Origin of the sequence: Planktothrix sp. FACHB-1355 (assembly GCF_014748295.1) — a bacterium.
GTDB lineage: Bacteria > Cyanobacteriota > Cyanobacteriia > Cyanobacteriales > Aerosakkonemataceae > Aerosakkonema > Aerosakkonema funiforme_A.
Genome location: NZ_JACJUP010000002.1, coordinates 1 through 25796, shown reverse-complemented (window position 1 = coordinate 25796; position 25796 = coordinate 1). Strand labels below are relative to the sequence as shown.

General features: G+C 48.5%; 19 protein-coding genes. 1 reads left to right on the top strand and 18 read right to left on the bottom strand.

Features of this window, described 5'->3' with window-relative positions; all coding sequences use genetic code 11:
- Positions 1 to 6 precede the first annotated feature (6 nt).
- The 6 genes from H6S82_RS00490 to H6S82_RS00465 form a co-directional block, all read right to left on the bottom strand.
- On the bottom strand, positions 7 to 528 hold the full coding sequence (locus tag H6S82_RS00490; RefSeq protein ID WP_191055920.1) for a transcription termination/antitermination NusG family protein: 522 nt from the start codon (positions 526 to 528) through the stop codon (positions 7 to 9).
- Between the two features lie 338 nt (positions 529 to 866).
- Entirely contained in the window at positions 867 to 1091 is a 225-nt protein-coding gene (locus H6S82_RS00485; RefSeq protein ID WP_191055919.1) for an MbtH family NRPS accessory protein, read from the bottom strand.
- A 1045-nt stretch (positions 1092 to 2136) separates the two neighbouring features.
- A complete protein-coding gene (locus H6S82_RS00480; protein WP_191055918.1) occupies positions 2137 to 3189 on the bottom strand; it encodes a hypothetical protein in 1053 nt (350 codons plus the stop codon).
- A 495-nt stretch (positions 3190 to 3684) separates the two neighbouring features.
- Positions 3685 to 4548: a nucleotidyl transferase AbiEii/AbiGii toxin family protein gene (locus tag H6S82_RS00475; protein WP_191055917.1), complete on the bottom strand. Its 864-nt coding sequence runs from the start codon at positions 4546 to 4548 to the stop codon at positions 3685 to 3687.
- Positions 4508 to 5605 carry a type IV toxin-antitoxin system AbiEi family antitoxin gene (locus H6S82_RS00470; RefSeq protein WP_191055916.1) on the bottom strand — a complete coding sequence of 366 codons (1098 nt, stop codon included), beginning with the start codon at positions 5603 to 5605 and terminating at the stop codon, positions 4508 to 4510. The genes H6S82_RS00475 and H6S82_RS00470 overlap by 41 nt, the downstream gene beginning before the upstream one ends.
- 221 nt (positions 5606 to 5826) lie before the next feature.
- Positions 5827 to 6090, bottom strand: coding sequence for a hypothetical protein (locus H6S82_RS00465; protein ID WP_191055915.1), 264 nt, complete (start codon positions 6088 to 6090; stop codon positions 5827 to 5829).
- A 361-nt stretch (positions 6091 to 6451) separates the two neighbouring features.
- Here H6S82_RS00465 and H6S82_RS00460 point away from each other — a divergent pair, with 361 nt between their 5' ends.
- Positions 6452 to 6685 (top strand): hypothetical protein, encoded by a 234-nt coding sequence (locus tag H6S82_RS00460; RefSeq protein WP_191055914.1) that lies wholly within the window; start codon positions 6452 to 6454, stop codon positions 6683 to 6685.
- Positions 6686 to 6754: 69 nt separating this feature from the next.
- Here H6S82_RS00460 and H6S82_RS00455 read toward each other — a convergent pair whose 3' ends face one another.
- The 12 genes from H6S82_RS00455 to H6S82_RS00400 form a co-directional block, all read right to left on the bottom strand.
- The gene (locus tag H6S82_RS00455) at positions 6755 to 8233 is read right to left on the bottom strand and encodes a hypothetical protein (RefSeq protein ID WP_191055913.1); all 1479 of its coding nucleotides are present in this window, start codon (positions 8231 to 8233) and stop codon (positions 6755 to 6757) included.
- Between the two features lie 47 nt (positions 8234 to 8280).
- Positions 8281 to 8979 carry a YggS family pyridoxal phosphate-dependent enzyme gene (locus H6S82_RS00450; protein WP_191055912.1) on the bottom strand — a complete coding sequence of 233 codons (699 nt, stop codon included), beginning with the start codon at positions 8977 to 8979 and terminating at the stop codon, positions 8281 to 8283.
- Positions 8980 to 8981: 2 nt separating this feature from the next.
- Positions 8982 to 9974, bottom strand: a complete 993-nt coding sequence (locus H6S82_RS00445; protein ID WP_191055911.1) for a cysteine synthase family protein — start codon at positions 9972 to 9974, stop codon at positions 8982 to 8984.
- Positions 9971 to 10585: a phosphoribosyltransferase family protein gene (locus tag H6S82_RS00440; RefSeq protein WP_191055910.1), complete on the bottom strand. Its 615-nt coding sequence runs from the start codon at positions 10583 to 10585 to the stop codon at positions 9971 to 9973. Before H6S82_RS00440 ends, H6S82_RS00445 begins: the two co-directional genes overlap by 4 nt.
- Before the next feature lie 158 nt (positions 10586 to 10743).
- A complete protein-coding gene (locus H6S82_RS00435; RefSeq protein WP_191055909.1) occupies positions 10744 to 11058 on the bottom strand; it encodes a hypothetical protein in 315 nt (104 codons plus the stop codon).
- A 215-nt stretch (positions 11059 to 11273) separates the two neighbouring features.
- A complete protein-coding gene (locus tag H6S82_RS00430) occupies positions 11274 to 12047 on the bottom strand; it encodes a cupin-like domain-containing protein (RefSeq protein WP_191055908.1) in 774 nt (257 codons plus the stop codon).
- Positions 12048 to 12080: 33 nt separating this feature from the next.
- Positions 12081 to 13058 carry a TauD/TfdA family dioxygenase gene (locus tag H6S82_RS00425; protein ID WP_191055907.1) on the bottom strand — a complete coding sequence of 326 codons (978 nt, stop codon included), beginning with the start codon at positions 13056 to 13058 and terminating at the stop codon, positions 12081 to 12083.
- A 105-nt stretch (positions 13059 to 13163) separates the two neighbouring features.
- A complete protein-coding gene (locus H6S82_RS00420; protein ID WP_191055906.1) occupies positions 13164 to 14600 on the bottom strand; it encodes a condensation domain-containing protein in 1437 nt (478 codons plus the stop codon).
- Positions 14601 to 14665: 65 nt separating this feature from the next.
- Positions 14666 to 20497, bottom strand: a complete 5832-nt coding sequence (locus H6S82_RS00415; RefSeq protein WP_191055905.1) for a non-ribosomal peptide synthetase — start codon at positions 20495 to 20497, stop codon at positions 14666 to 14668.
- 119 nt (positions 20498 to 20616) lie between these two features.
- On the bottom strand, positions 20617 to 22692 hold the full coding sequence (locus H6S82_RS00410) for a S46 family peptidase (protein ID WP_191055904.1): 2076 nt from the start codon (positions 22690 to 22692) through the stop codon (positions 20617 to 20619).
- Between the two features lie 118 nt (positions 22693 to 22810).
- On the bottom strand, positions 22811 to 24634 hold the full coding sequence (locus H6S82_RS00405) for a hypothetical protein (protein WP_191055903.1): 1824 nt from the start codon (positions 24632 to 24634) through the stop codon (positions 22811 to 22813).
- Positions 24635 to 24827: 193 nt separating this feature from the next.
- Positions 24828 to 25796: condensation domain-containing protein (locus H6S82_RS00400; RefSeq protein ID WP_242056751.1), on the bottom strand; the 969-nt coding region annotated here is incomplete at its 5' end.

The window sequence follows — 25796 nt, the reverse complement described above, 5'->3', positions numbered from 1 at the left end:
TGGAGCCTAATTGCTCTTCATAACATATTTTCTGTCAACTGAGACGTGAACCTGGTAGTTTATGCTCGAAAGTAGTATGGAAACTCTTTGGTTGTGGTTTAGTTTTTTTTTGAAAATGCCGACGAGGTTTTGTAAATGAGGTCTTGTGATGATAACCCTGTCGCCGGCTTTGAATTCGTTTTCCAGATCAATCAGATCGTCTTCCGAACTTCGGTCTTTGATCATGTTGATTATTTCTTCGTCAATCGGACAGGGAGTGTCTCCGTAGCTGACGATTTTGTGAACGCCTCTGGTAAAGCGTACTTGTTGTAATTTTTCTTTAGCTTTGAATTTAGCAAAAATGTATTGAGGAAATAATGGGTTTAGCTGGTGCTTAGTTCTGCCCGAAAATTTGTTTTTGATTGAATTTATTATTTTGGGAACGAAGGTTTCGATTCCGCTTACGCTCAGATTGTAATAAGCGCGCTCCTCCTGTTTCGGTTTGGTTTGGATAACGTACCAACTCGGAATATCTAACCACGTGGTCATAAAATCCTCCTAATTTCTAAGAAAAACCAAGTTTTTTAGACAAAATTCCCCCAGGTTGGCAAAGAGTTCGTGAAAGGGAATCTCTTGCTAACTTGTTATCGAGTGACTGATGTCGGTGCTCGGTTTAGTTTTTTAGTTAAGGGGCGTTATTGTTTTGAAAATGATCACAGCTGCTTTGTGCAGTGTGGGATGTCGCTTCTAAGCACGGAATGGCTTAGATTTTGAAAATTTGCAGCTTCGAGGTACCTGAAAATTTCCGGAGAAATGAGTTGGGTAACTCATTATGGGTACTTCGGAAGTGGCAAATTTTCAGTTTTTTGAGAAAAGCCCGTTGTTTGTTAGTTGTTTGCCGCAGTTTTTTCCATTTGTTTTCTGAGACTAAGCGGACGCATGTCCGTCCATACTTCCTTAATGTAGGAAAGGCATTCCTCTTTTGTTCCGGTCTTGCCGACTTCATTCCAACCAGCCGGGATTTCGCGGTCGGCGAACCAGATTGAATACTGTTCTTCGTGGTTCATGACAACTGCATAGCGGATGTCTTGGTCCTGGTATTCATCAGACATATCATGTTTCTCCTTAATTTTGGGTTTAAATGAAGGATTCCCGTCTATTATGTAGTGTGGGAATCCGGAAATTTTTGCCCCGCTGGGCGAAGTTTTTAGGAAATCTGCCGTCCTTTTTTCCGGAGAATTCCGGTTTGAAATTATTTGAGCCGATAGCTCAATAAAGTCAGGTATTTGGCAAAATTTCTGATTTGGATGGCAGCTCTTGATGATAGGGTGGGATAAAGCTACCGCACATTACAAATGTTATTTGTAATACTCTTAAAAGTTCCAATTAAACGTCTTAGATACTTGCAATCAAGGATATAAGCTTTTAATAATTTTTGTCAAGTGAAGGCTGGGATTTTTCGAAAGCAGTTGTTTCCGGGTATACCAAATTCTGAAAACCGGACTTTCTTCTTGTTTAGCGATTGGTTCAGAAGAATGAAGTTGAGTTGTTTTTTTCGGACAACTCAACTTTGGGCTGATTCCGATCTTCGGACTTTTCCACAATTTCGCTGCGCGTTACTCGCTTCTTAGTTTAAAAAAAAGTTTAAAGAAAGGGTTAAAAGGATAAGGAATTTAAATTTGTAGGTATTTAGTTTATTTTCATAAATTTACAGGAATCAAAAGGGAAGTCAGAACTACATATTTGAGCGCTATTTTTAAAATCGTGAAGTCAAAGCTACATATTTTTTGGCGATCGTGTAGTCAAAGCTACATATTTTTTGGCGATCGTGTAGTCAAAGCTACATATTCGTGAAGTCAGAGCTACATATTTTATGCCGCAAAAATTCGAAAAGGGAAGTCAGAACTACATATTTTGACTGTGCGGGAAGTCAGAACTACATATTTCGTGAAGTCAGAACTACATATTTCGTGAAGTCAGAACTACATATTCGTGAAGTCAGAACTACATATTTGCACACTGTATGTGCAACCTGTGGAAAACTTTTAATTTTAGGTTTTCGGATTCGCGTGAATTCAAAAACCTAAAATTGTCCTGGTGCCGTGTTTATTGGTAATTTGCGAATAATATAATTTTGACTTGACGAATTTTTCAAATTTATGCAAGTTCCTTAGCTTCTTTTTGTTTCTTGTTGGCGGCGACCACTTCGCTGACAAAATTCGGGTGCGGAAAAAGGAGGAGACGGACGTCGGCGATTTTGTTTCGCCGTTTCGTATCCATGATTTTTTCCAGTTCGTATTTCAGGAGAACGGTTTTCTCCACCATCTCTTTGAGCGCTACTTCGACGTCGCGCAGATTATGTGACAATTTAGTGTACGTCGTCAGACCAAAATTTCGGATGACCGTTGAGAGACGGATTGTAAATGGCTGTGAGAAAGTCGCTTGTGTGAAGTGATGTGACATTCTCTTATGGAGCTGCCTCGAAATTACGTTTTGATAGCCCATGCTGATTTCGTAATTGAACTGACGAAATGTGCGGTTGCGGATGCTGATCGTTACCAGTGCGTTGAATCTTACAAAAGCCTTGGTCTTTTCTCCCTGACCCTCCCAATCCTCTCTGGTTTGTAAACCAATTGTGTCGAAGATGCTTGAAACCAGTACGTCATGTCCGCTCACGTCGGTTAACTGCAAATTGGTTCCAACGCAAACCATTAACGCTTCCTTGATTTGTTTAATCGAATAGCTGTGTCCGGTGCGTTTGAGTTCCTGCTGGAGCTGGTAGAGCGTGAAAGTTACTCCGGCTTCATTGTCGAGAAAAACGCCCTGACCGGCGGTGGCGATTTTGCGCAGGGCATCTTCGACAAGCTCCTCGCGTTTGCCCGGAAAATAATCGCGTGAAACTCCGTCGGAATCTTTGATACGGGCGGGTGATATGCGGACGCGGTAGCTCTGTTGCCGGCATTCAAAATCCCTTTCGATTGGCTCCAGAAATTTTTCCTGAATCCGTTCGACGCGTCCCCAGACATATTTGGGAATGAAGTCATAAAGTTCGATTGTGTTGGAGTAATCCTTTTCGGATGGATGGACTAATTCGAAAAGTTCGAGTTGAACGGGTTTCGATTTGCTGTAATCCTCGATGTTCGGTTTTTGTCGGAGAATCTTCGCAGATTTTATCTGGGCGGATTTTTTCTTTTCGGAATAGTCAGTCATTGGCTTTAGGTTTAATGGGAATTGAAATAATTCAAAGTTTATACTTTTTCATAAGCTACACTCTTTCAAAAACGGTTTCAACTAAACCCGGACATACCGAATGGATTTGAATTGTCTCCGATCTTTCCCGAAAACGATTAAACCTGCCTGGTTTCCGGCGGTTTTGAATTTTTTTTAATTGCTTGCGGAATGCGCGGATGTCTGATTGATGATCAGACACTTGATCCGGCGAGATCATGAGCCGCGAAGCTTTCTATTTAATATTCGTTCTTCTTAAAGAATCTGACCGTCTGAGTGTATTTGTCGAAGTAAACGGCGAGTCGTTGGTAGAATATCAAAGAAATGTGGAAAAAATACGACGATGAATTTAAGTGAGCTGCTTTGGGAAAAGTTTTTGACGGGCAGTCTGTCAGATCGGTGGCGGGGAAACAAAAGGCGTTTTTTTTCTAAAATAACTTGACCATCTTCTAGTTTGATTCCAAATTTTTTCGGCGTTCAAATCTGCTCAAGCATTCCTCTTTTTAATTGCCGGAGCATTGAAATAATATCAGGCAATTCTTCTCCGAGCTTCCCCTCGCTTCGATCGATGATTTCGGCAAGCGAGGTCAGTCCTTTGTTTTTCTCGTCCGACAGCAGTTCGAGAATTGCGGGTTTGGTTTGTTCGTTAAAGAGCCGCTGCATGTCCCTGCCCAGTAATCTTGCTCCGACTATTCGCAAGTCAAAATCCTCTTCATTCATTAAATCAGAATCGTCATAAAGCCGATCCTCACTGATAATTTCGAGGTAATTTTTCATCATGAACCAAATATCCTGTATATCCCTGACTCTGATTTGAGGCTTATCCGCGTAAGAAATAAACTTCAGGACGGCTAACCCGGCAGGGGAAACGACTCGGATTTTTAATTTTTCCGTTAGTTTTATGATGATGGAGTTTTGGAAAGCCTCTTTAAACCCGTTTGTCGTCATCACAAAATCCCCGTCCGGCGGAAAAGCGATCTGTCCCGGCGGAGACTCCAATTTTCCGAACGGGACAAAGTCTATTTTCATTTCTGCCGCGCCCCGACCGAACCATAAACGATGGTAGACCTTCCGGTCGATTCTAAATTTTTCGGGACCGGTCAGCTCGTCTCTGATTCGCTCGAACTGCTCCCAGCTTTCCACCGCGACACCGAAATCGATATCTGTCGTCTCCCGGTAAATACGAACGTTAAAAACGTGCGCGAAAATTATATCGCGCGCTGTTGCCCCGACGATAAAAATCGGGATTCCGAGTTTTTCCGCAGCGTCAGTCACCAAACCGATGATCGCAACACTCTGTTCAGGCAGCGCCCTTCGTAAGTTCAGCCAGGTATCGCTCATAAATCATCTGCGCGGTTTCCAAATTTCGTTCATCCCCCGTCGCTATCAAATCGGCATAAACGACCAGCGGCGGCGCGACCGCCTCATCGCCGGACTCCGCACCGCCAGTCCAAAACTTTTCCAGAATTTCAATATTACCCTGCTTGCTCCTCACCAATCCGTATTTAGCCTGAAGTCGCGGCAGAAGCGAATCGGCATATATCGCAACTGTCGCCGGACGAAGATGATTCGTCAGCAGCTCGCCCCCTTTTTCACCGCCCCACACAGCGTTGTAATCTTTAATTTCCACGTCGTCCCACCAGCGTCCCTCAAATTTTCGCGAAATAAATCTGACCGGGTTGAGGCTTGGGCGCAGCCGTTCAATATATCCTTCCACCCAGCGTCCCAGAAGTTCACGCTTTTTATTTAATTTGCGCTTGCGGGTACCGCTTTTTCCCGGTTGGTAAAGAAAATGCTGCTTTTCCAGATCTTTAAAAATATCACTGACCGTGCTGATCGAACCGACCCGAGCGCGGTCGGCGATCGTTCTCATATCTTTTTGAAGCAAATCCGGCTCGGTCAAAAGGGCAAAAACGATTTTCAAGCCCGCTTTATCGAAGGCGCGTGACGGTTTTTCACGAACCATGAGAGTTTTTTTGCCCGCCACAAAGACATATAAACCCGGTTCATTGAAAAAAGCATTTCCGGCGGTGTCGCCGAAAGGAATGTTCAATTCGCGTAACCGGTCGGCTTGCTGAGGCGTGACCTGCCTCGTAATCAAAACGATTTTCCCTGGAGATTCCTTTGATTTTTGAAATAAATTATTGATCGATGCCGGAGTGAGATTTTCTTTAACCTCCGCCTTCAAAAATGCATTTTCCGCGCCGTCCGGCAATTTATGCGGATATTCCAGACTGACTGCCAAACCTTCCGATTTTCCAAATGCTTCTTTTTGGCGCAGTCGTTTTAATTCAACGCCCGTAGTCGTTTTCAGAATTTCTTGGACTGCCTGAAAGATTTCGTCATTTTGCATGTCAATCACTAGATAAACCCAGCCGTTTGACAATAATACAGGCATTTTGTTCGATAATCAACTATTTTCGGTAATATAGAACAAGTTGAATTATCGAACATAAAAAATCCTTTTTCCAGATTAGAAACAATCGCGGATTTAATCGTTTCCGTCCCGGAATTTTGCCTGGTAATAAGGGCGGTTTCATTTTATTAATTCAGCATTCTGAGATAAGGCATCTTTTTATTTGGGAACTTTTTTAGTTTGGCAGAATGGTAAAAGCTTGTTCATTGTCGCTGTGGGTTTTTCCCAAGCGTTGCGCAGAGATCGCCGCATCGAATCCGACAGCCCGTTGCTAGCGGAAACAGTCGGCAACCGTGTTCGCCGCTGAATGGACTTTGACTCCACACCTTCGATGCGTTTGCCGTAATATGCCCGTTGCGTTTGATGTGCGACAATTGACAGCGCGGACAACTTATTGTGTTCGCCTGAGTAATTTCTGGGTTGTTCATAGTTGAATCAATTACCAGACTTTGCTCTTTATTTTTCAAATAGCATTACTTTTTGTTCACTACCGAATTTCGTAAAAGTTGGAAAATGAAGAATCACTCTGACAGCAAAGGGCTATACCGAATTTAATATCCGAAATTAATTTTGCTCGGTTACTTGGCTGATTTAGGACGTTAAAGGGAAATGATAATATTAAACCATTGAAACAGTTTAACTTAGTCCCATTTCTGAGCAGTTGTAAACTATCTATCGCGTCCGATAATGAAGCTTATGTAATTCTTAAAATTTTTATATTGCAATCCAGTGACTACGGCAATATTCACATCGGACAGCTTGCTCGGTCTTTCGCTTCCACCTTTCTTTTTCATTTAAAAACAAACGGGGCGACCACACGATCGCCCGATGGGAAATGCAGTTTCCAGAATCCTTAATAAAGCTCAACCGAACGCCAGACAAACGGCGCTCGCAAGATCTTCCACATGGCGTTGGAAGCACTTTATCGAGCGTCCGAGCAATCAGTTATCCGGGTTGCTTTTTCGTCTGGCAGAAACCTTTTATAGTGCCGAAAAGCCGGACTATCGGCGACAAAAAAACGGGAAAATTTATCCTGTTTTATTCGTTCTATTTGCCTTTTGAAATCTGTATAAAAGATTACCGATTCACCGATGTTTGACAGCTTTTGTGAAGATCGGATTTTCTGCTAATTTAAAGCGGCGTCAGAGGAAAACTATTCGCTAATTCTTTATTATGGTTAATCTGAGGGATTGATTTTGTTAAAACCTTTTTAGAAAAAGCTTCAGGAACGCCTCCCTGATAATTTCCGTTAGCACAAGCCAGACAAAGCGAACCGAGCGCTTTTAAGGCGTTACCGACTTTGGTTTCGTCGAGAAAATTAACTGAATCGGCGTTTATTTCACGGCTCAATAAATGCAGATCGCTTTTCATCCGGTGAACGATTAAATCGCTTTTCGAGGGAATATCAATGCCGTAAAAACAAGGGTGCGCGATTGGCGGAAAAGTGACGAAAACATGGATTTCAGCGGCTCCGCGTCGTCGCAGATTGGTAATTACGCTGGTCATTGTGGTTCCGCGTATAATGGTGTCGTCAATCAACGCAAGCCGCTTGTTTTTAATAAATGAATTAAGGTAGCCGTACTTCTGCCGGGCTGCGTTTTCGCGGCAGGTTGGGTTCGGTTCGAGAAAGCTTCTGACGGGCGCGGTTTTGATTATACCGCCGAGCGGTTTTTCCCATATCAAAGCCAGTTCGGCGGCAGCCGGAACGGCTGTTTCGGGAACGGGTGTAATGACGTCAATCTGCGGTTTCAGGGCTTGAAAGGCGATCGCCAGTTCGTTTCCGAGTCGGCGGCGAAGTTCTTCGACCTTTTTGCCGCCGAGAATTGAGTCGGCGGCGGCAAGATAGACGGGTTCGAGCGCGCAGAAGGCAGAGCAGGCTCTGGTAAGCCGGGAATCGAAAACATTAAGTTCCCGGGAAACAAAAATTAATTCGCCGGGTTCGATCTGGCGGACGGTCTCAAATTCACCAAAATTTTTCAAAACCGTCGTTTCCGAAGCGAACAATTGAAACCCGCCTTTCCTTGATTTTGCCGCGTACGTTAGGGGGCGAAAACCAAGCGGATCCCGGAAAGCAAACAAACCGCTGTCGCCGAGCAGCCCGATTACCGAATAAGCCCCGCGTCCGCGCAGTTCGTTCATCAATCCGGCGATTGCCGGTTTCAGGATTTCTTCAAACATCCGGAAATCTTCGACAGCATCGTGGAAATTCCATTTTCTTGAAATTTCGTGAACGAGAAAATTTAGAATCAGTTCGCCGTCGTTGTTTGTTTTAAACGGAATTCCCTTCGCTTCGAGTGCTTCGCGCAAACCGTCCGTCTGAAGATGCCCGTTGAAGGAAATAGCGAAACCGGTTTCCTTATGTAATAAAGGCTGCGCGTCGCGAATCAGATCATCCTTGTTTGCGGTGGTGATGTAACGCGCGTGCGCGACTCCCATCGAACCCTTGAAGTTGCCGGTTTCGTAAATCTTCGGAAACGCATGGTGATCGCCAAAGAATCGCGTTTTACCTTTTGAATCGACGATTGAAACTCCCCAGGCATTCGGACCCCGGTGCTTGAGCTCGGCTATTCCTTCGAGAAGCAGCTTCCCGACGTTCGATTGATCCGCCATTCCGATTATTCCGCACATAAATTGTTTCCGAATTTCCCGAAACCCGGTTAATGAGGCTTTTGCTTTCTATCTCCGAAGATTCCCGACCCTATCCGGACGACAGTCGCGCCTTCGCTGATCGCGATCTCGAAATCGCCGCTCATTCCCATCGAAAGCTCCGGCAAAGGAAATTCCGCTCCCCATGCGGCACGTAACTTATCACGCAATTCGCGCAGGGCGGAAAAAGTTTTATGACAATCCGGGGGCGGAGCGTTTAACGCGGCAATCGTCATTAATCCGTTAACACGAACATTTGGTAAATGGTTCAAAAGTTCGCCGAGCGGCAGGACGTCCGAACGGGCAAAACCCGTTTTACTCGATTCGGCATTAATATTGACTTCGAGCAGAACGGGGATGACGACTTTTAGCTTTTGGGCGGTTTGATTAAGCGTTTTCAAAAGCCGTTCACTGTCAACGGACTGAATGGAATTGACCACCGGCAAAGTTTTGCCGATTTTGTTCCGCTGAAGATGCCCGATCAGATGCCAGTTAATTCCGGCGTCGGGAAAAGCCGCTGCTTTCGCCCAAAGCTCCTGCGGGTAGTTTTCTCCGAAGTCACTTAACCCGGACTCGATCGCTTCGCCGATCGCCGCCGGTGTTTGAAATTTGGAAACCGCGACCAGTTTTATGTCGGCGGCTTGGCGACAGGATCGTTCCGCCGCCCTTGCAATTCGATCTTCAATACGTCGGAGATTATCGGAAATCATCGTTAGACTATGACCTTTGCGGTCGGTGGTTCCGAGGGAAGCGATGCGTCCTGGTAATGTTGATAACGACCATCCCAGATGCTGATATATTTCCACGAGGCATCGAACAGGACGGTGGCGATTTTTCCGGAAGCGCCGAACCGGCGGGCATATTTCAGGGCGACCAGAACATTCGCTCCCGAGGTCGGTCCGGTCTGATATCCTTTCTTGACGAGCTTCTTCATCATTTGCCAGGCTTCGTCACCGGACACGGTGACCACTTCATCCACCATATTTTCATTCAAGTTTCCACCGATTTTGCCCGGACCGAGACCCATCAGATTGTGGTGGCGATGTTCGAACGGGCGGGCGTTTCGTTTGGAAAACAAAGGCGCGGATTTGTCCACTTCGATCCCGATTTTGAGCAGACCGGGAAAGGCGTTTTCGAGTTCCGTGGCAACTCCCGTGTAGGTTCCGCCGGTACCGATACTGCACACGAACGCCTGGGGTTTGATACCGGATTTTTTAAATTCCTCGACCACTTCCCTGCCGATCGAGCGCATCGATTGCCAGTTCATTTGCGTTCCCGCCTGATTCAGGTAACGGGCTTCGGGATTTTCCTCGACAAATCCCAAAGCCACGCGTTCGGCTCCGAGAAGGAACTCTTCGGCGGGAGATTCGATGATTTGCCCGTGCCACGATTTGATGACGTTTTTACGTTCCTGCGTCATTCCTTCCGGCATAATGATGACGGATTTATAACCCTTTAGGTTAGCAGCCCGCGCCAATGCGCCGCCGCCGTTGCCGGTCGAGGCGTCAACCAGCGTCATGCCGGGTTGAATCTGCCCGGATTCTTCGAGTTTTTCGATTATGTATGTGTAGAGCCGGTCTTTGGGCGTGCCGGTCGGGTTTAGATACTCGCACTTGCCCCAAACTTCAGCCGCTCCGGTTTGTTGAAATCCCCGAAGTGGGACAAAAGGCGTATTTCCGACCTGTTTTTGCTGCTCGTATTTCATGTTAAAACACCCTCCAAAACCTGTTTGGCGACGACATCCACACATCCGAACTCATCTATTTTGATGCCGACTCCCGTTTGAACCAGAATTCCGGTTTGAGCGTAAACTTTTTCGACCCCGCCGAAACCGATTTTTTCAATCAGAGCAAGAATCTCGACGACTTCGGCGTCGGATTTTCGGATTGCCTCGACCAGCGCGATGATCGTTCCGCCGCTGGAAATCGTGTCCTCAATGATCGTCACCCGATCTCCCGGCAAAACCCCGTTAAGATACAAATCTCCTTCCCGGTATTCCGATTTCATATAAACCCTGGTGGTTGCCGATTCGGGTAATTGATACGGATACCAACGGGCGACAGCCAGCGGTTTTTCGGTTCTCTCCATTACCAACCCCGCCAGAATTGCGCCCTTATCCTCTTCGGTTACAATTTTATTGCCCGCGAAAATGCCGGCTGAAACGAACCAGTTGACCGCTTCACGAACCACTTCCGGGCGCAATGCCGGTATCTGATCGCATAATTCGTTAACGGTCGTGTATTTACCATCATTCCAAACGGTTTGCGCGTTTTTGTAAACCTCGGTCAAATGGTAAAAATCGTGTGAAAACGCCATAAATTTATCCTCCGTGTTTTTCAAAATCAGTCTTTGATGCCCTGCGGGTCTTTAATTAGCCGGGGCGGGAACGAGTTTAGAAGCCGATTGGTAAACCAGTCCCGCAAATCGGCGACTGTTGCCTGAGTCAAAATCGTTTTTCGTGTTCTGAGCTTCGATTACCAGACTTTGCTTCCCGCCGGAACCATCGTTTCGGGGATCAGCAACACGGGCTTGTTTTCTCCGTCGCTGGTCGCCAGGAATCGCGCCTGGCTGAGAATCCCTCGAATTTTCACTGGCTCGACCTTCGTTAAAACCGGAACCTGTTTACCGATCAAATAACCGGCTGGAAAGTCGCCGGCGATGCCGGAGGCGATTTGCAGCGTTTCGCCGTCTGCGGTTTCCAGAACGATGCGGTGGAGTCTCTGTGTACCGGTAATATGTTCGGCGGAAACCACTGTCGCGATGACGATCCCCAAATCTTCTTCTTTCATTTTGTTTCTCCTTAAATATGTTGTTCGAAGCGCTGCCGATGTATCGGCTCGAAGCGTTTATTTTTACTTTTCCCGAAAAAATAACGGAAATTCACACGGCGAGAGCCCTGCGGGTTGAGAGTTAAGCCCGATTCTTTCGCAAATATTTACAAAGCGGCTGTCTTAAGACACCGCGGAATCGCCGCCGGACGGGGCGCCGTTAAATTTGAATTCCGCTAAATTTGACTGTTAGACCAATACCGGGGTTGATCGGTGTGGATGAACATACTTACGCTGATCGACGTGTCGAGGGCGGTTACGTAATGCCACCAGAAGATGGGAATGTAAAGCAGCTCGCCGGCGGCAATGACCGCCCGGAAGGCTTTCGCTTCCCGGAATAGTGGAAATTCGTCAGCGTCGTAATGCAGCGGATCGACCGGGCTGACCCAGCAAGCCTGGTTGAGTTCCTTTACATAAAGCTTTTCGGTTTCATCGGGGGAAAATAATAAAAATTCCTTTTTCCCGTGAATCTGCGCGTTCAGATTGTGATAATTGTCGTTATGAATCGTCGAACGCTGTCCTTTGCCTCCGATCCAGAGCCGAAGCTCGCCGTATTTTTGTGAAGGAATGTATCTCGGAAACTTGAAGAGCGGCTTGAGCGGACTTAAAAATTTTGCGATGTTCGGGTGATCGAAGGGCAGGTTTCCCATATACGGATGTCTCTGCCCGGTTTCGGAAGGTGTTGAAATTAGTTTGATGTAATCGTTCAAACGCATTTCTTTTTTCCGACCTTTGCCGAAGAAATAATCGAATTCGTCGTCGCTCTCCCGGACGGTGACCGTCGCCGAACCGAATTTCAATTTAATCATTTCGAAATTAAACATCCGGAAAACCGACCATCGATCGACGATTCCGGTCATAATGATCGGCATCCGGAAATGGTCGGTCTGTTCGACGAATTCGTCGAAGCTCGGATTGCTGACGCGTTTTACATCGGTTGATTCCACCATAACTTTTAAATTTTTATGTTTCGAACATTCGTTTTACAGATCGTTTCGGGTAAACGGATCAGCCATCGAGAAAAGAATTTCGCGGGGTTTCGTAAATTCGTTGCGGGCGTGCGCCGTCAGAATGTTGTCGAGCAGAATGATGTCGTTTTGCTGCCATTTGAAGGTCACCAGCTCGTTTAAATAAGCGCTTTGCAGCTCCTCCAGCACGTGATCCTCGATTTTTGTTCCGTCTCCGTAATAAGTGTTGTTCGGCAGATCCTCTTCAGGAAAGGCTTCGAGCATGATCTCACGGATGTTCGGATCGAGCGTCGCCACGTTGAAAAATGTGAGATGGTTGAACCAGATTTCTTCTCCGGTGACCGGATGATCGATGACGACCGGGCGTATTTGTCTGGTTTTAAGGTGGTTATCCGGTTTCCATTCAAATTGGATAAGGTTTTGCCGGCAGTAATTTTCGACCGTATTTTTGTCGTCGGTTTGGAAGACGGTTTCCCACGGAAGCCCGAAACCGTCCCCGAAATTGCGGACATACATCCATTTCTTATCGCGAAATTTGTTGACCGTTTCGGGCGAGAGGCGGCGTAAAATACGGCGGCAGTCGGCGATCGGCGTTTCTCCGCCGCTGTTGGGCGGAATCGAGCAGTAAAAGAATAATTTCTGCGGAAAGGTTTTGGAGTAAGAATGTTCGTTGTGCGGAAAAATCTTCTGGCTCGGCGGATAATCGGTCGAGGTATAAATATTGTTTTTGACGGTGTGACGCGGCGATGAACGCTCGCGATAATCCATCACCCGGTCGGACACAATCGCCGTAAATTTCTCGAATCCGTCCAGATGCGAATCCGCAAAACCCCGAAATAGAATCGCTCCGTGAACGGACAGCCCGGTTTTTATCCAATCACGATTATCCGCCGCCCAGTTCAGCAGGCTGAGGTTCGCGTTTTTCGGCGAAACAACCAGGGGAAGCTCGTTGCCGGCGGTCACGGTTTCAAAATTGACAAATTTATCCATCATAACGGTTTTTATAAAACAGCAGAAATCAGCGCAACCGATGTTTTCGGAAAGGTCGATAAAACATCGAAATCACGAATTTTGGTTTTTTTTTGGTTTCCAACAAAATTACCCTCCGGCGGTTTCATTTTCGAACGAAGCCTTTTTATCGGATAAAGGATTCAGTTCCCACAGTCCGGCTTGCGGGCGGCGGGATAATCCGAGCAAAGTTCGCTTGAACAGTTCGATGAAATCGCGGATGGTCGATTCTTCGAAAATTTCCGCGTTGTACAGGAAACCGCAGAAGATATTCTCGTTCTCCCACAGTTTAAGATAAATGTCGCTTCCGGTCTTTTTCTCGACGGCATCGAATAAAGCAAAATCTGCCGCGTCGTCTGCCGCGTCCCTGATCGGCGTTCTTCCCTTATAATCGAGAAAAATCCGCAGCAAAGGCTGCTCGTTGACGGCTCCGTAGTTTGAAAGCTCTCGGTTCGGGTAAAGAAGTTCGAGTAGCCTGCGAAATGGAAATTCTTGATTTTCCTGCAAAAATAACATCTCTTCCTTGACTGACCGAAGTAAGTCTCCGACCGTCGGATTGTCCCCCGGTTTTACGCGCAGCGGAGCGATATTCACAAAGCTGCCGATCAACCGTTCGGTTTCCGGCAGGGTTCTTCCGGCAACCGGAATGCCGAGCGTCGTTTGACCGACATTTGTTTTAAACATTAAGGAAACCGCGAGCGCTGCGGCTCCGAGCATCGGAAGCGTCAATTTATTTTCCGAGCAGAACTTGTTGATCCGTGCCGTTTCATCGATGGAGAATGACGCTTCTATTTCCCCGGCGCGGCAGAGGGATTTTTCCGGTTTCGGTTTATCCGGCGGAAGAACGGCGTCAAGATGCGGCTCCGACAGTTTTTCGACCCACTCGGCACCTACTCTTTCAAGTCGTTCGGGAGAAAGAAACCTTTTTTGCCACCCGACATAGTCACTGTAATGAAGATTTAGATTAGGAAGCCGAGCGGTCTCTCTCGCGGACAGCATTTCATTCAAAAATATATAAAGCGACAATCCATCGAAAATGGTTTGGTGAAAAACAAAAACCACAAGATTCTGCTCCGGATTCAGATCGAATACACGGCATCGCCAGAGGGGATTGTTGAAAAGGTCGAATCGCTCGGTTTCAATTTGCGAGAGTAGTTCCCTGATCCGCCCCGCTTGCTCCTGCCCATCGGAAACCACCAGTTTTTCAATAGATAAGACGGTTTTCAATTCCGGGAGCACGATTTGTCTGATTTCGCCGTTCATTTCGAGCAGACAGGTTCTCAGCACTTCGTGTCTTTCAATGATGCGGTCAAGCGACTGTCCGATTTTCTCGGTGCTTATTCGCTTGTTTACCAGTAACGGGATGAGCGTTACGTTGTTGAGATCGGTAATATTCTTCTCGGTAGAAACGATTCTTTCCTGACTTTCCGACAAGGGAGACAGTTTCCGGAGCAAAACCGACTTTTTGTCATCAGTCAGCCTGTAAATCCGCTCGACGAAGTTTTTAATAAAATTTTCCTGAAACATTCGGTTGCGATTAAGTTTAATGTTTAGTGAGATTCGTTATCAGACGCGTTTTCAAGATTGAATGTTTAATTTCGCGCTCTCGAGCGCATCGCTTTCTTTCTGCGGTCAGCCCAGTTTTCGTAAGAGATTTCCTCATCCGCCGTTCGGTTTTGGGAGTCGAGAAAAGCGGTCAGCGCCCGGACGGTGGTGTGTTCGAACAAACGGACGAGCGGGAAATTTACGCCGAGTTTTTTTTGAATCCGGTCATGAACCTGAATTATCAAAAAGGAATGTCCGCCGAGATCGAAAAAGTTGTCATTCGTTCCGATCCGGTCTATCTCCAGCACCTCCGCCCAAATTCCGGCGATGATCTCCTCACTGCCACCCGACGGAGCGACGTATGATTGGTTGAAATCATCTCTCGAAATGACCGGTTTCGGCAGCCCGTTACGATTAACTTTTCCGTTCGGCAGATGCGGTATACGGTCGAGCTTCTGAATACTCTGCGGAATCATGTAATCGGGCAGTTTGGTTTTCAGATGATGCCTGATGCTCTCACCGGAAACCGCGCCGTCTTTCTCGCAGACGTAAAAACCTACCAGTTTTTTATTTTCCGTCGAATCCTGAAAGACGCCGACCACACATTCTTCTATGCCGCCAACTTCGGACATGACCGTTTCGATTTCACCCAATTCGATACGATAACCGCGTATTTTTATCTGTTCGTCTTCCCTTCCCCTGAATTCGAGGGTTCCGTCGCTTCGGTAACGCCCGATGTCGCCCGTCCGGTAAATCCTTCGACCGCCGTTCCGATCGAACGGATCGGGCAGAAATTTTTCCGCCGTCAGTTCCGGACGCTTATAATAACCGCGCGTTACGCCGTCGCCGCCGATGAAAATTCCGCCCGGCACACCCGGCGGCACAATCTGCAGGTTTTCGTCCAGAATGTAAACCGTATTGTTCGGTATCGGGGTTCCGATAGAAACGTTGTTCAGAGTATCGCTTTGATTCATTTCGGCGACCGAACACCAGACGGAAGCTTCCGTCGGTCCATATTCGTTATGCAGTTCCCTTTCCGGCATTAACTGGAGATGCTTTCTGACGAGCTCGTTCGTGCTGGCTTCCCCGGCGACGATCACGACTTTCAGGGATTCGAGCCGCGAAAGATCGCTGTTGGTCAATATAAAATTATAAACGGAAGGCAGGCTGAGCAATGTCGTCACCTGATGCTCGCCGATCAGGCGGCTGATGTTTTCCGGGTCTTTTTCAAAGCCCGACGGCGGGATTACCAGCGTGCCGCCTTCTAACAAAGTCCAGAAAATTCCGGCGATCGAACTGTCAAAGGAAAAAGAGGAAAGCAGCAGGTACACCTCGGGTTTGGTTTTGTAGTACAAATGCCGGGCGGTTGTGGACTGCACGAGATTGCGGTGGGAAACCATCGTGCCCTTCGGTTTTCCGGTCGAACCCGACGTATAGATCATATAAGCGAGATTGTCGCTTTCGAGCCGGTTTTCCGCCAATTCGGAGCCGGAAGTGTCCGCTTCCGCCACCAGCGAGTCGTAAAGCAGTAAATCACAGCCTGCATTTTCGAAAGTGTTCATAAAATCGGGCTGCGTGATGATGAGACTGACTTCGGCGTCCGCGGTCATATATTTAAGTCTGTCGGCTGGATAATCGGGATCGAGCGGAAGATACGCGGCTCCGGCTTTGAGGATCCCGATAATTCCGACGATCGCGGTGATCGAACGACCCAGGCAAAGCCCGATCACTCTTTCGCGCCCGTCGGGTCTGCTTCGCAGCCGCGCGGCGACCCGGTCGGAATACATTTCCAGCTCGCCGTAGGTCAGAAATCCGTTCTCCGCTTGGACCGCGATTTTTTCGGGAATTTGGCGGGCTTTGCGGGAAATGAGGTTATGGATGAACTCGGTTCGATCGAACTCGACCCGCGTATCGTTCCAATCGTAAATTATTTGTTCCCTTTCCTTTTCATCGAGCAGACTGAGGTCGGAAATTCGCAGCCCCGGATTTTCTGCCACCTCGGTCAGCAATCTTTGGTAACTGCGGAGAAACCGCGTGACGGTTGCCCGTTGAAAAAGGTCGGAATTATATTCGAGCGAGCAGGAAATCTGCCCCGAAACTTCCACCAGCCGTAAAACCATATCATACCGCGCTCCGGCGGACGGTATATCGACGCTGCTCATTGAAAGATCGCCCAGTTCGAGCGTCCCGATCGCCATATTCTGTAATGAAAGCATGACCTGAAAAATCGGCGGGTGACTCAGATTCCGGTCCGGGTTGAGTTCTTCCACGATCTTTTCCCAGGAAACGTCCTGGTGCGAAAATGCCGCCAGCGAAACTTCCCTCTCCTGTTTGACCATTTCTCCGAAGGTCATTTTTCCTTCGACGAATCCGCGAATGACGAGGTTATTGATAAAAATTCCGATCAGGTTTTCCAGTTCCCGCGAAACCCTTCCCGCGACCGGCGTGCCGATCAGAATGTCATTTTGCCCGGTGTATTTGTAGAGCAATCCCCGAAAACCCGCCATCAAAGTCATGAAAATCGTCGCGGAATTGTTTTGACTTAATTTTTTTAAATCGCTGACGAGGTTTTCGTCGAATTTCAAACTGACGACGTCGCCGTTGATGGTTTGCCGCAGCGGACGCGGCTTATCAGTCGGCAGATTGAGAAAAGCTGGAATCCCTTCCAGTGTCCGACGCCAGAAATCCAGTTGGCTTTCCAAACCCTCGCCCCTCAGCCATTCTCTCTGCCAGCTCGCAAAATCGGCGTATTGAATTTCCAGCTCCGGCAGATTTGGTTTCGAATCGGTGGAAAAAGCCCTGTAACATTCTCCGATCTCCCGCACCAGAATGGCTGTCGACCAACCGTCGAACACGATATGGTGAAGCGTCATCACGGCTATATGTTCGGTATCGCCCGTTTTGATCAGGATCGTGCGAAGTAAATAGCCTTTCGTCAGATCGAAACCTTTTTTCAATTCCTCGCCGAGGAGCTGACGGATTTCTTCCCGCGCCGCCGGAGAATCGGACGGGTCGTTCAGATCGATGACCGGAATTTCAATTTCATTCTTTAATTCTTCGACGATCTGAACCGGTTCATTGTCTTCTTTAACAAAGGCGGTTCTTAAAATTTCGTGACGCTCGATAATTTTGTTCAGACTTTTTCTGAGCGCCGGAACGTCGAGGCTGCCGGTCAGCTTTATCGCCAACTGGACGTTATACAGCGGGCTGCCGGGATTAAGTTGTTCGAGAAACCATAACCTGCTCTGCGAATACGAAAGCGGGGCTTTCTTGCCGTAACCTTTCGCCGCGCGTTTTTGAATCGGCGGGCGCTGGGCGTTTTGTCCCGTTCGCAGGCTGGTTTCGAGCCACCCGGCGAGCGTCCGGATCGTCGGATTCTCGAAAAATTGATTAATCTCCAACTCCGTTTTCCAAACCTCGCGAATCCGGGCGACCACTCTGGTCGCGAGCAGCGAATGACCGCCGAGCTCGAAAAAATTGTCATCGACGGAAACGTCGGAAACTCCGAGGATTTCGCTCCAGATACTTATCAACAGGTCTTCATTGAGGTTGGCGGCGTTGTTCCTGTTGGAGGATAGCGCCAGCCAGTCCGGTTCGGGCAGCGCCTTCAGATCGATCTTCCCGTTGTTGGTCAGGGGCAGTGCGTCGAGCCTGACGATCGCCGTCGGCAGCATATATTCGGGAAGGCTCTGTCGCAGTAACCGGCGCACATCCTTGAGAGCCGGGGCGTTTTGCTCCGATTCCGGCACGACATAGGCAACGATTCTTTTCTGCCCCAGATTATCTTCCCTGACAGCCGCCGCCGACTCCACAATATCGGGCAGTAATGAAAGGTTGAATTCGACCTCGTTCAGTTCGATCCGAAAACCGCGAATCTTGACCTGACTGTCTGTCCGTCCGAGATATTCCAGATTCAAATCCGAATTAAATCGACCGAGGTCTCCCGTACGGTACATCCGTTCACCGGGCGTTACGGCAAACGGGTTCGGCAAAAATCGTTCGGCGGTCAGTTCCGGTTTTTGATGATATCCCCGTGCTAAACCGACTCCCGAAATGTAAATTTCACCGGTTAGACCGATCGGAACCGGATTCAAAAATTCATCGAGCACGTACAATTTCTGGTTAGTTACCGGCTTGCCGATGGGAATGTTGTTTTTCGGTATGCTCTTGACCTCGTAAACGCAGCAGCCGACCACGGTTTCTGTCGGTCCGTACTCGTTGAAAAACCTGACGGACGGGTAATTTTCCCGCCAGAAAGAGACGATTTCAGGCTTCAGCGCCTCACCGCCGACGACCAGACAATCGAGATTCAAGTTGCCTTCAATCCGTTTTAAAGCCCCGGAAAGAAGCTGCAAATGTGAGGGCGTTATTTTTAATAAATTATATTGGCTCGTCGTCGATAAGGACTGCGCAAGTCCTTCGACCGACGGCAGCTCGGGGATGATCTCGATCGTTTTTCCTGCCAGCAGCGGCGGGAAAATGCTCGTCAGCGTCAAATCGAAGCCGAGCGGCGAATGAAACATTGTCAATTCGTTTTTCAAAGGGTATTTTTCGAGACACCAATTGACGTAGTTTATCAAGCCGGCGTGTTCGACGACGACGCCCTTCGGAAAACCGGTCGAGCCGGACGTGAAGATGATATAAGCGCTCTGGTTCGGCAACACCGGCAGGCTGGGGTTAGTTTCATTTTGCGCTTCCGGTTCACCGAACTCTTCATCGAGGCAGATGATTTTCGCTTCCGGCGCGGCGTCGTTCAAAAAGTCGAAATAAGGAGTTTTCGTCAGAAGGAATTTCACGCCGCAATCCTGTAATATGTAGCCCAGTCTTTCCGGTGGATTCTGCAAATCGACCGGTAGAAAAGCCGCTCCCGCTTTAAGCACTCCGAGAACCGAAACCACCGTCTCGATTGATCTTTCGAGCGCGATTCCGATATTTTCCTCCGGTTTGACGCCGCTGTTTATCAAAAAATGCGCAAGCCGGTTCGACATTTCGTTAAGCTCCCGAAAGGTCAGCGAAAAACCGGCGAGATTGACCGCGGTCAAGTCCGGGTTTTTCGCCGCCTTCTTTTCGAAAAGCTTATGAACCGGTTTGTTTTTCGCGTATGTTCTGGTTTTGCCGTTGAAGGTTTCTACCAAAAGCCGTCGCTCTTCCTCATCGGGCAGCAGCATTTCGGAAATTTTGTTTTCGGGATGGAAAACCGCCTGCCACAAAATATTTGTCAAATGGCGGGCAAAATCCGTTACCGCCCCGGCGCTCAGGTTCGCGGGATCAAAATAGCAAGCGATCTTAAACCGGCTTTCATTCTGAAATATTTTGATTTTCAAAGGCGTCCTGAAATCTGTGCATTCGGCGTGAACTTTTTCGAATTCCAGCAGGCATGGCATCAATCGCGAGCGGGTCGCTTCGACATCCAAGCCCTGCTCTTTCGCAAAATCGGCAAAGCCCAAATTTCCCTTCGCATAATCCTCTTTCAAAAGCCCTTGAATTTGTTTCAATAATTGCTTGAAATCAAGCCGGGGATCGAGATTGTTTTGAAAAACCAGTAATGCCGAATCCGAAACCGTTTGATTTCCGTCTGATTTTAAGGGCGGTTGACCGAGCGAGACCAATCGGCGGCTCGAATATTTATACAAACAAATATTCAAAGCGCCCAGGAAAACCGTGTAAGTCAAAATCGGCGAATCGTTCGTCAGACGGATAATCCCGGCTTTCAGCTCGGGTGAAAGTTCGATTTCAACCACTTTCGAAGTGTTTGAAACTTCCCCGTCTTCAATTTGCATCGACTGAAACGAAGCCGTCTCCGCATCCGTTATCAAACGGCTGCCCCAGTAGAGCTTTTCTGCGGATTTATCGAGTTCAAAACTGATTTGATTCCCCATATCGGTATAAGTTTTCCGGCTTTCGATTCAATAAATCGCCCCGAAATTCTGTATGTGTCGGTTTCCCCTTAAAGTTCGAACCGCCGCTTCGTTTTCGGGCTTGGCGGTCAAGACAGCCGCTATTTGTCGAACTCCAATTCTTTTGAAACGTAATCCGCGCGATAAAGCCTGAGCGCCAATCTGATGGCTCTGCCATCGACCGCAATGGCTCTGCCCTCGGTTTCGTCGTATTGATATTTCCATAACAGCGAAGGCATATTGGAATCGAAAAGCAGCCCGACCAACTCGCCATTCGTATTGAGCACCGGCGAGCCGCTGTTTCCTCCGAGCGCGTCGTTGGTCAGCACGAAATTAAAGGCGGTTTTTCCGACGATTTTCCGGTTGTTGGTTTTCCAGAGATCCGAAATTTCGTAATTTCCGGCGTAATTGTTTTGTTTCGCCATTTTGTAAAAACCGCTGAAAGTAGTTTCCGGTGCCAGGCTTTTTCCGTTTTCCGTATACCCCGCATTTTTCCCGAAGCTGAATCGGAGCGAGAAATTCGCGTCCGGGTATTTTTTATTTATTCCGTATTGATAGATCGAATTAACGAATTTTTGATAATTTTCCGCTTCGGGCAAAACGAAAACGGTCTGGTGTTTTTCGCGAATTTCAAGCGCCCGTTGATCGACCCAACGCATCAGCGCAACCATCGGGTCGGTGGATTCGTCCAGTCCGCTTTTGCCCTTTTCGATCAATTCCGTTCTGAACTTCGCCGAATCGAGTTCGGTTTTCAACAACTCGGCGGCGCGTTCCCCGGGCGTTCGGTTTTCGAGAATTCTGACGACCGTCCGATGATTATCACCGAGCACGCGCTGCATTAGTTTCAGTGAATTTTCAAGTTTCGCCGCTTCGTTCGCCTCGCGTCGCGGAACCGTCGTTTTCATAATGGTTTCGAGCCGGTTCAACAAATCGTCGTTAAACCCCGGCAGCCTTTCGCTTTCGGGTTTGGACTTTTCCGTCGCCCAACGAATATGTTCCCGCGCCGCCCTGAAAAACACGGTATCCAGCCCCCAGCCATCGTCGAGAAATCTTCTTTCGGCTTCGTACTCGGCTCTTTGCGTATAAATACCCTCAAGTTTTTGCAGTGCGGCGGCGTGTCCTGGATATTCCGCCTCGTTCTTCAATTTGTTCAATAAATCCTGTTCGTTTTTTTTCGTTTTCGCCGTCAGATTGTTCCTTTTCATCTGCGCCGTTCGACCTTCGAGGGCTTTGATCGTGTTTTCGAGTTCAAAAAGCCGGCTTTGAACTTCCGCTTGCTGTTCGGCTCCCGTTTTGCCGTATTCGACGAGTGCCGCCATTTGGGTTTTCAAACGGGTGCTGACCAGCGGAAGCTCCGTATTCTGCAAAAATTCGAGCTGGAACGACCCCAGATTTCTTTCGGACGAGATCGGAAATCCGGCGACCACCAGATTTTCGTTCGGTCTCAGATCGGTTTTCGAAAATTTAATGAACTCATTTCCCTGCACCGGTCGGTCGTTTTCGTAAACCCGCAGGAAACTCATATCGAGCCAGTAGCGCGGAAAAGTGTAATTTTCGCGGTCGCCCCCGAATTGCGCGATCGATTTTTCCGGCAGCATGACCAATCTGACATCCCTGAAAGTTTTATAACCGTAAAGCGTGTGTTTCGTTCCGTTAAAGGTCGATAAAACTTCCGTTTCCAAACCGGTTTCCTGCTTTGTTTTGGCGGCAATCTGGCGGCTTTGGCTGATTATCGTGTTCCGCACGATGTGCGGCGGCATGTCGGGTTTGAGATTGCTGTTTATCGTTTCGGTGACGTCCTTCTGCAATTCCATAACCGAAATCGTCGCCTCCGGCAGCTTCAGTTCCTGCGTTTGATCGCCTGCCTGATAACCGTCGCGGATATAATTTTTTTGGCTGGTGACCAGCTTTTGTACGTAATCGATAACCGTATGCTGATTGGTCAGCACCAGTCCGTTCGGAGATACGAAAACGCCGGTTCCCCCGCTATTTAAACGCACCGTGGATTTTTTGATCCGCTCGATTCCGCCGTCGTCAAGCTTGAACCGGTTTTTTATTTCGTCGGGAATCGAACCCGGTTCCCAAAAACCCTCCATCGCCGAAATCTTTACCGTTAAGTTGAAAAGCAGACAAATCAGGATCAGATTTGAAAACAGAATTAGCACGTTTTTTTTCATTTTTCCCCCTTCTTTCGAACCCCATCCGGCTTTCTTCCGGAATTATCGAATATGAAATTTTCTTCACAACATCCTTTATTTTGGTAATTTGGTCGATGCCCGAAACGTCTCCGGCGGCTTATTGTTTCAGCCAGGCGTCGCGAAGCTTCAGCTGTTCGGGAGTCGGATTTTCCACCTCGACGACCGAATAAATATCCTCGCGGACGTTTTTAATATTCATGGTCAGGTCTTTTTCCTCGCCGTTGCGTTTGACGCGGATGACGATCGATTGATTCAGATTTTCCCGCACGACCTCGCCCGCGCCGGCGAGACCGTTTTTCGCTACGTCGAGCCGTCCGAAGTTCAGGATGACGTCGCCGCGCTGCAAACCGGCGCTTTCGCCTAACGAATTCATACCGACTTTGGTGACCGTCGTTCCGGCGGGCGTCGGTTCGAGCGTGATGCCGAGCGTCGGACGCTCGCGAAACGTTTTTTGAACGCGATAGCCCGCGTATCCGAGGACTCTTTCATAAGGAAACGGGTCGGTTCCGTCGATATATTTATTAAAAAATTCGACGTAACTTTTTTGGGTCAGCCGTTCGATCACTTTTCGAAAATCGTCCTGCGAATACCCGCGCCCTTTTTTATAGGTTTCCTGATAAAGCCCGCGCATCGCATCGTCGAGCGTGTAGCGGCTGTCGGTATCGTGTCGAATCTGCAAATCGAGCAAAACTCCGATAATATGCCCGCCGAGCACAAACGAATAATCGGTCTCGAGCAAGCCCAGATAACGAACCGCCGACAGGATCGAGGCGTCCGACGGCGTCAGAACGGTTTTCGAAATATTCGGTTCGATCGAGTTGACCGATTCGTTGAGCCGCATCATAAAGTCTTCCCGCCCGCCGTTCCTGGAACGCAGCCGGGTCACCGTCATGTAGTAACGGGTGATTCCTTCGGCAAGCCAAAGCATTCGGGTATCGACATTTTGCGTATAATCCCAGTTCCAGTATTCGACCGGTCTCATCCTCATCAGGTTCCAGGCGTGGAAATAGTTGTGGATCGCCGAGGCAAGCAGTCGCGGCGGACTCGTTAAATCAGGCGTCGGGCGAACAATGTGCAGATGCGAGCTGGACGACTGAATTTCAGGCAGGTAATCGGGCGTAAAACCCTGCAGTCTTTCCTTGAAAATATATAAAAAGTTGTATTTTTCGTAAGGAATTTCCTGAAAAATATCGATCTGCACCTGGGCAATGCCCTTCAGTTTGGCAATATATTCGTCCTTTTGCTGTTTGGTGTACCAGCCGACCGGGGAAATTGCCAGATAATGCGGTTTCCCCTGAATTTCGAATTGTTCGAGATCGTATTTCCCGACCATGGTTTGCGCATCGGCGACCTCATCATAATTGTCAGCCGTAAATTCGAACGGGTTCTCCGTGTCCTTGAGCGTCGTAATGACCCGCCAGTCGGTCGGCAGATCGAAGCGCACGCGGCTTTTTATCTTTCGCTGGTCGTTGACCATCACGAAAAAGTGCATGCCGGTAAAAAAACCGATGTCGTTATCAAGGTAAGCCTCATTTCCCGAAAGAATGTTCGCCCGGTAATCGAACTGTAAACGAACTTCCTTTTCACCGTTCGTTTCGACGATAAAAACCTGCCGCTGAGGCATTGAATGTTTCAATCTTGCACCGGCGGCATTTGTAATGCTGATGTTGCCGACGTTCTTAAAGTAAAAGGCGGTCGTAAAGACCCCGGGACGATACATCGGGAATAAAATTTTCAGGGTTTTCCCCGAAACGTTTTTGATTCTCGTTTCGACGTGAAACAATTGCTCGCCGAGGCTTTTTACGGAAACCTGATGATGGACTTCCATCGAAGCGCCCTTGCTTTGCGAGACCCCGGCTAAAAGCAGCACCAAAACGAAGATCGTAAATAAACTCTTTTCAATTTTTCCAAAATTTTTCATCGGTTTCTGTCTCCTGGTTTGTCAACTCCATAATCAAATTCTCAAATAGCTTTTTACGTTAGAATTTCGTCAGCCCGCGATCGGATTCGCCAAATCGCTTTATCGGATTTCCGCCTGATGAAACCTCTCTGATATGAACGTTTTATTTTTTCATTAACGAGGCGAGGATTTTCCCGCCGCCGGCAAAACGCTGCTAAAAGGCGAATTCGTCGTGGAACAATGATTTTTCGATTTCCTCGTCGGGTTTATATGTCCGGATGTTCTCGCGTACGAAACCGATTTCACCGAGCCTCGCCCGCCCCTCCTCGACAAGCGAAAACAGAGCGCTTTCCAGATTCGTCAACAGCCCGCGCACCGTCTCCGGTGTGTAAATAGCGGGCGAATACAATAAACGGAACAAAATCTCATTTCCCGGAACGACCATCAGCAAAAGCTCCGACTGCGGCGGATCGAGATACATGAATTTCGAAACTTTCAGAGCTTTTCCGGTCTCGGAAACAACTTCTTCGATCGGGTAGTTTTCAAAAACGAGGATGCTTTCGAACAGCTGCCTGTCCGCACCCAGTCCCGCCCATTGCCGGATTCTCCAAAGCGGACTGTATTCGAATTCCCGACTTTTGATCTGCTCGCTCTGCAATTCCCGCAGCCATCTTCCGCGTTCCTCTCCCGCACGCACCCTGACCCGCACCGGCAGCGTGTTGATGAACAGACCGACCATCTCCCCTGCTCCCGCCAATTCCGCCGGTCGCCCGCTCACCGTCGCCCCGAACAGCACCTCGCGCTCCTGGCTGATCCCGCTCAGCACCAGCGCCCACGCCCCCTGAACGATCGTGTTGACCGTCACCTTCTCGCGCTGCCCGAACGCCCTCACCTGCTCGCTCCGCTGCTTCGTCAGCCGCACGCGCTCCTCCGCGCTGCGCACCGCGCCCGCACCCGCCGCACCGTTTCTCTTCGCCAGCACGGTCGCCCCGCTCGTGCCGCCGAGCGTTTCGCGCCAGTAGCTTTCCGCCTCCTGCAAATCCTGCCGCTCGAGCCAGCCGATGTAATCGCGAAACGGACGCGCGGCAGGCAGCGAGGGGACGCCGTCGCCGCGACAAAAGCTTTCATAACAGAGAAAAACCTCGCGCAGCAGAATCGGAACCGACCAGCCGTCGAGCAGCAG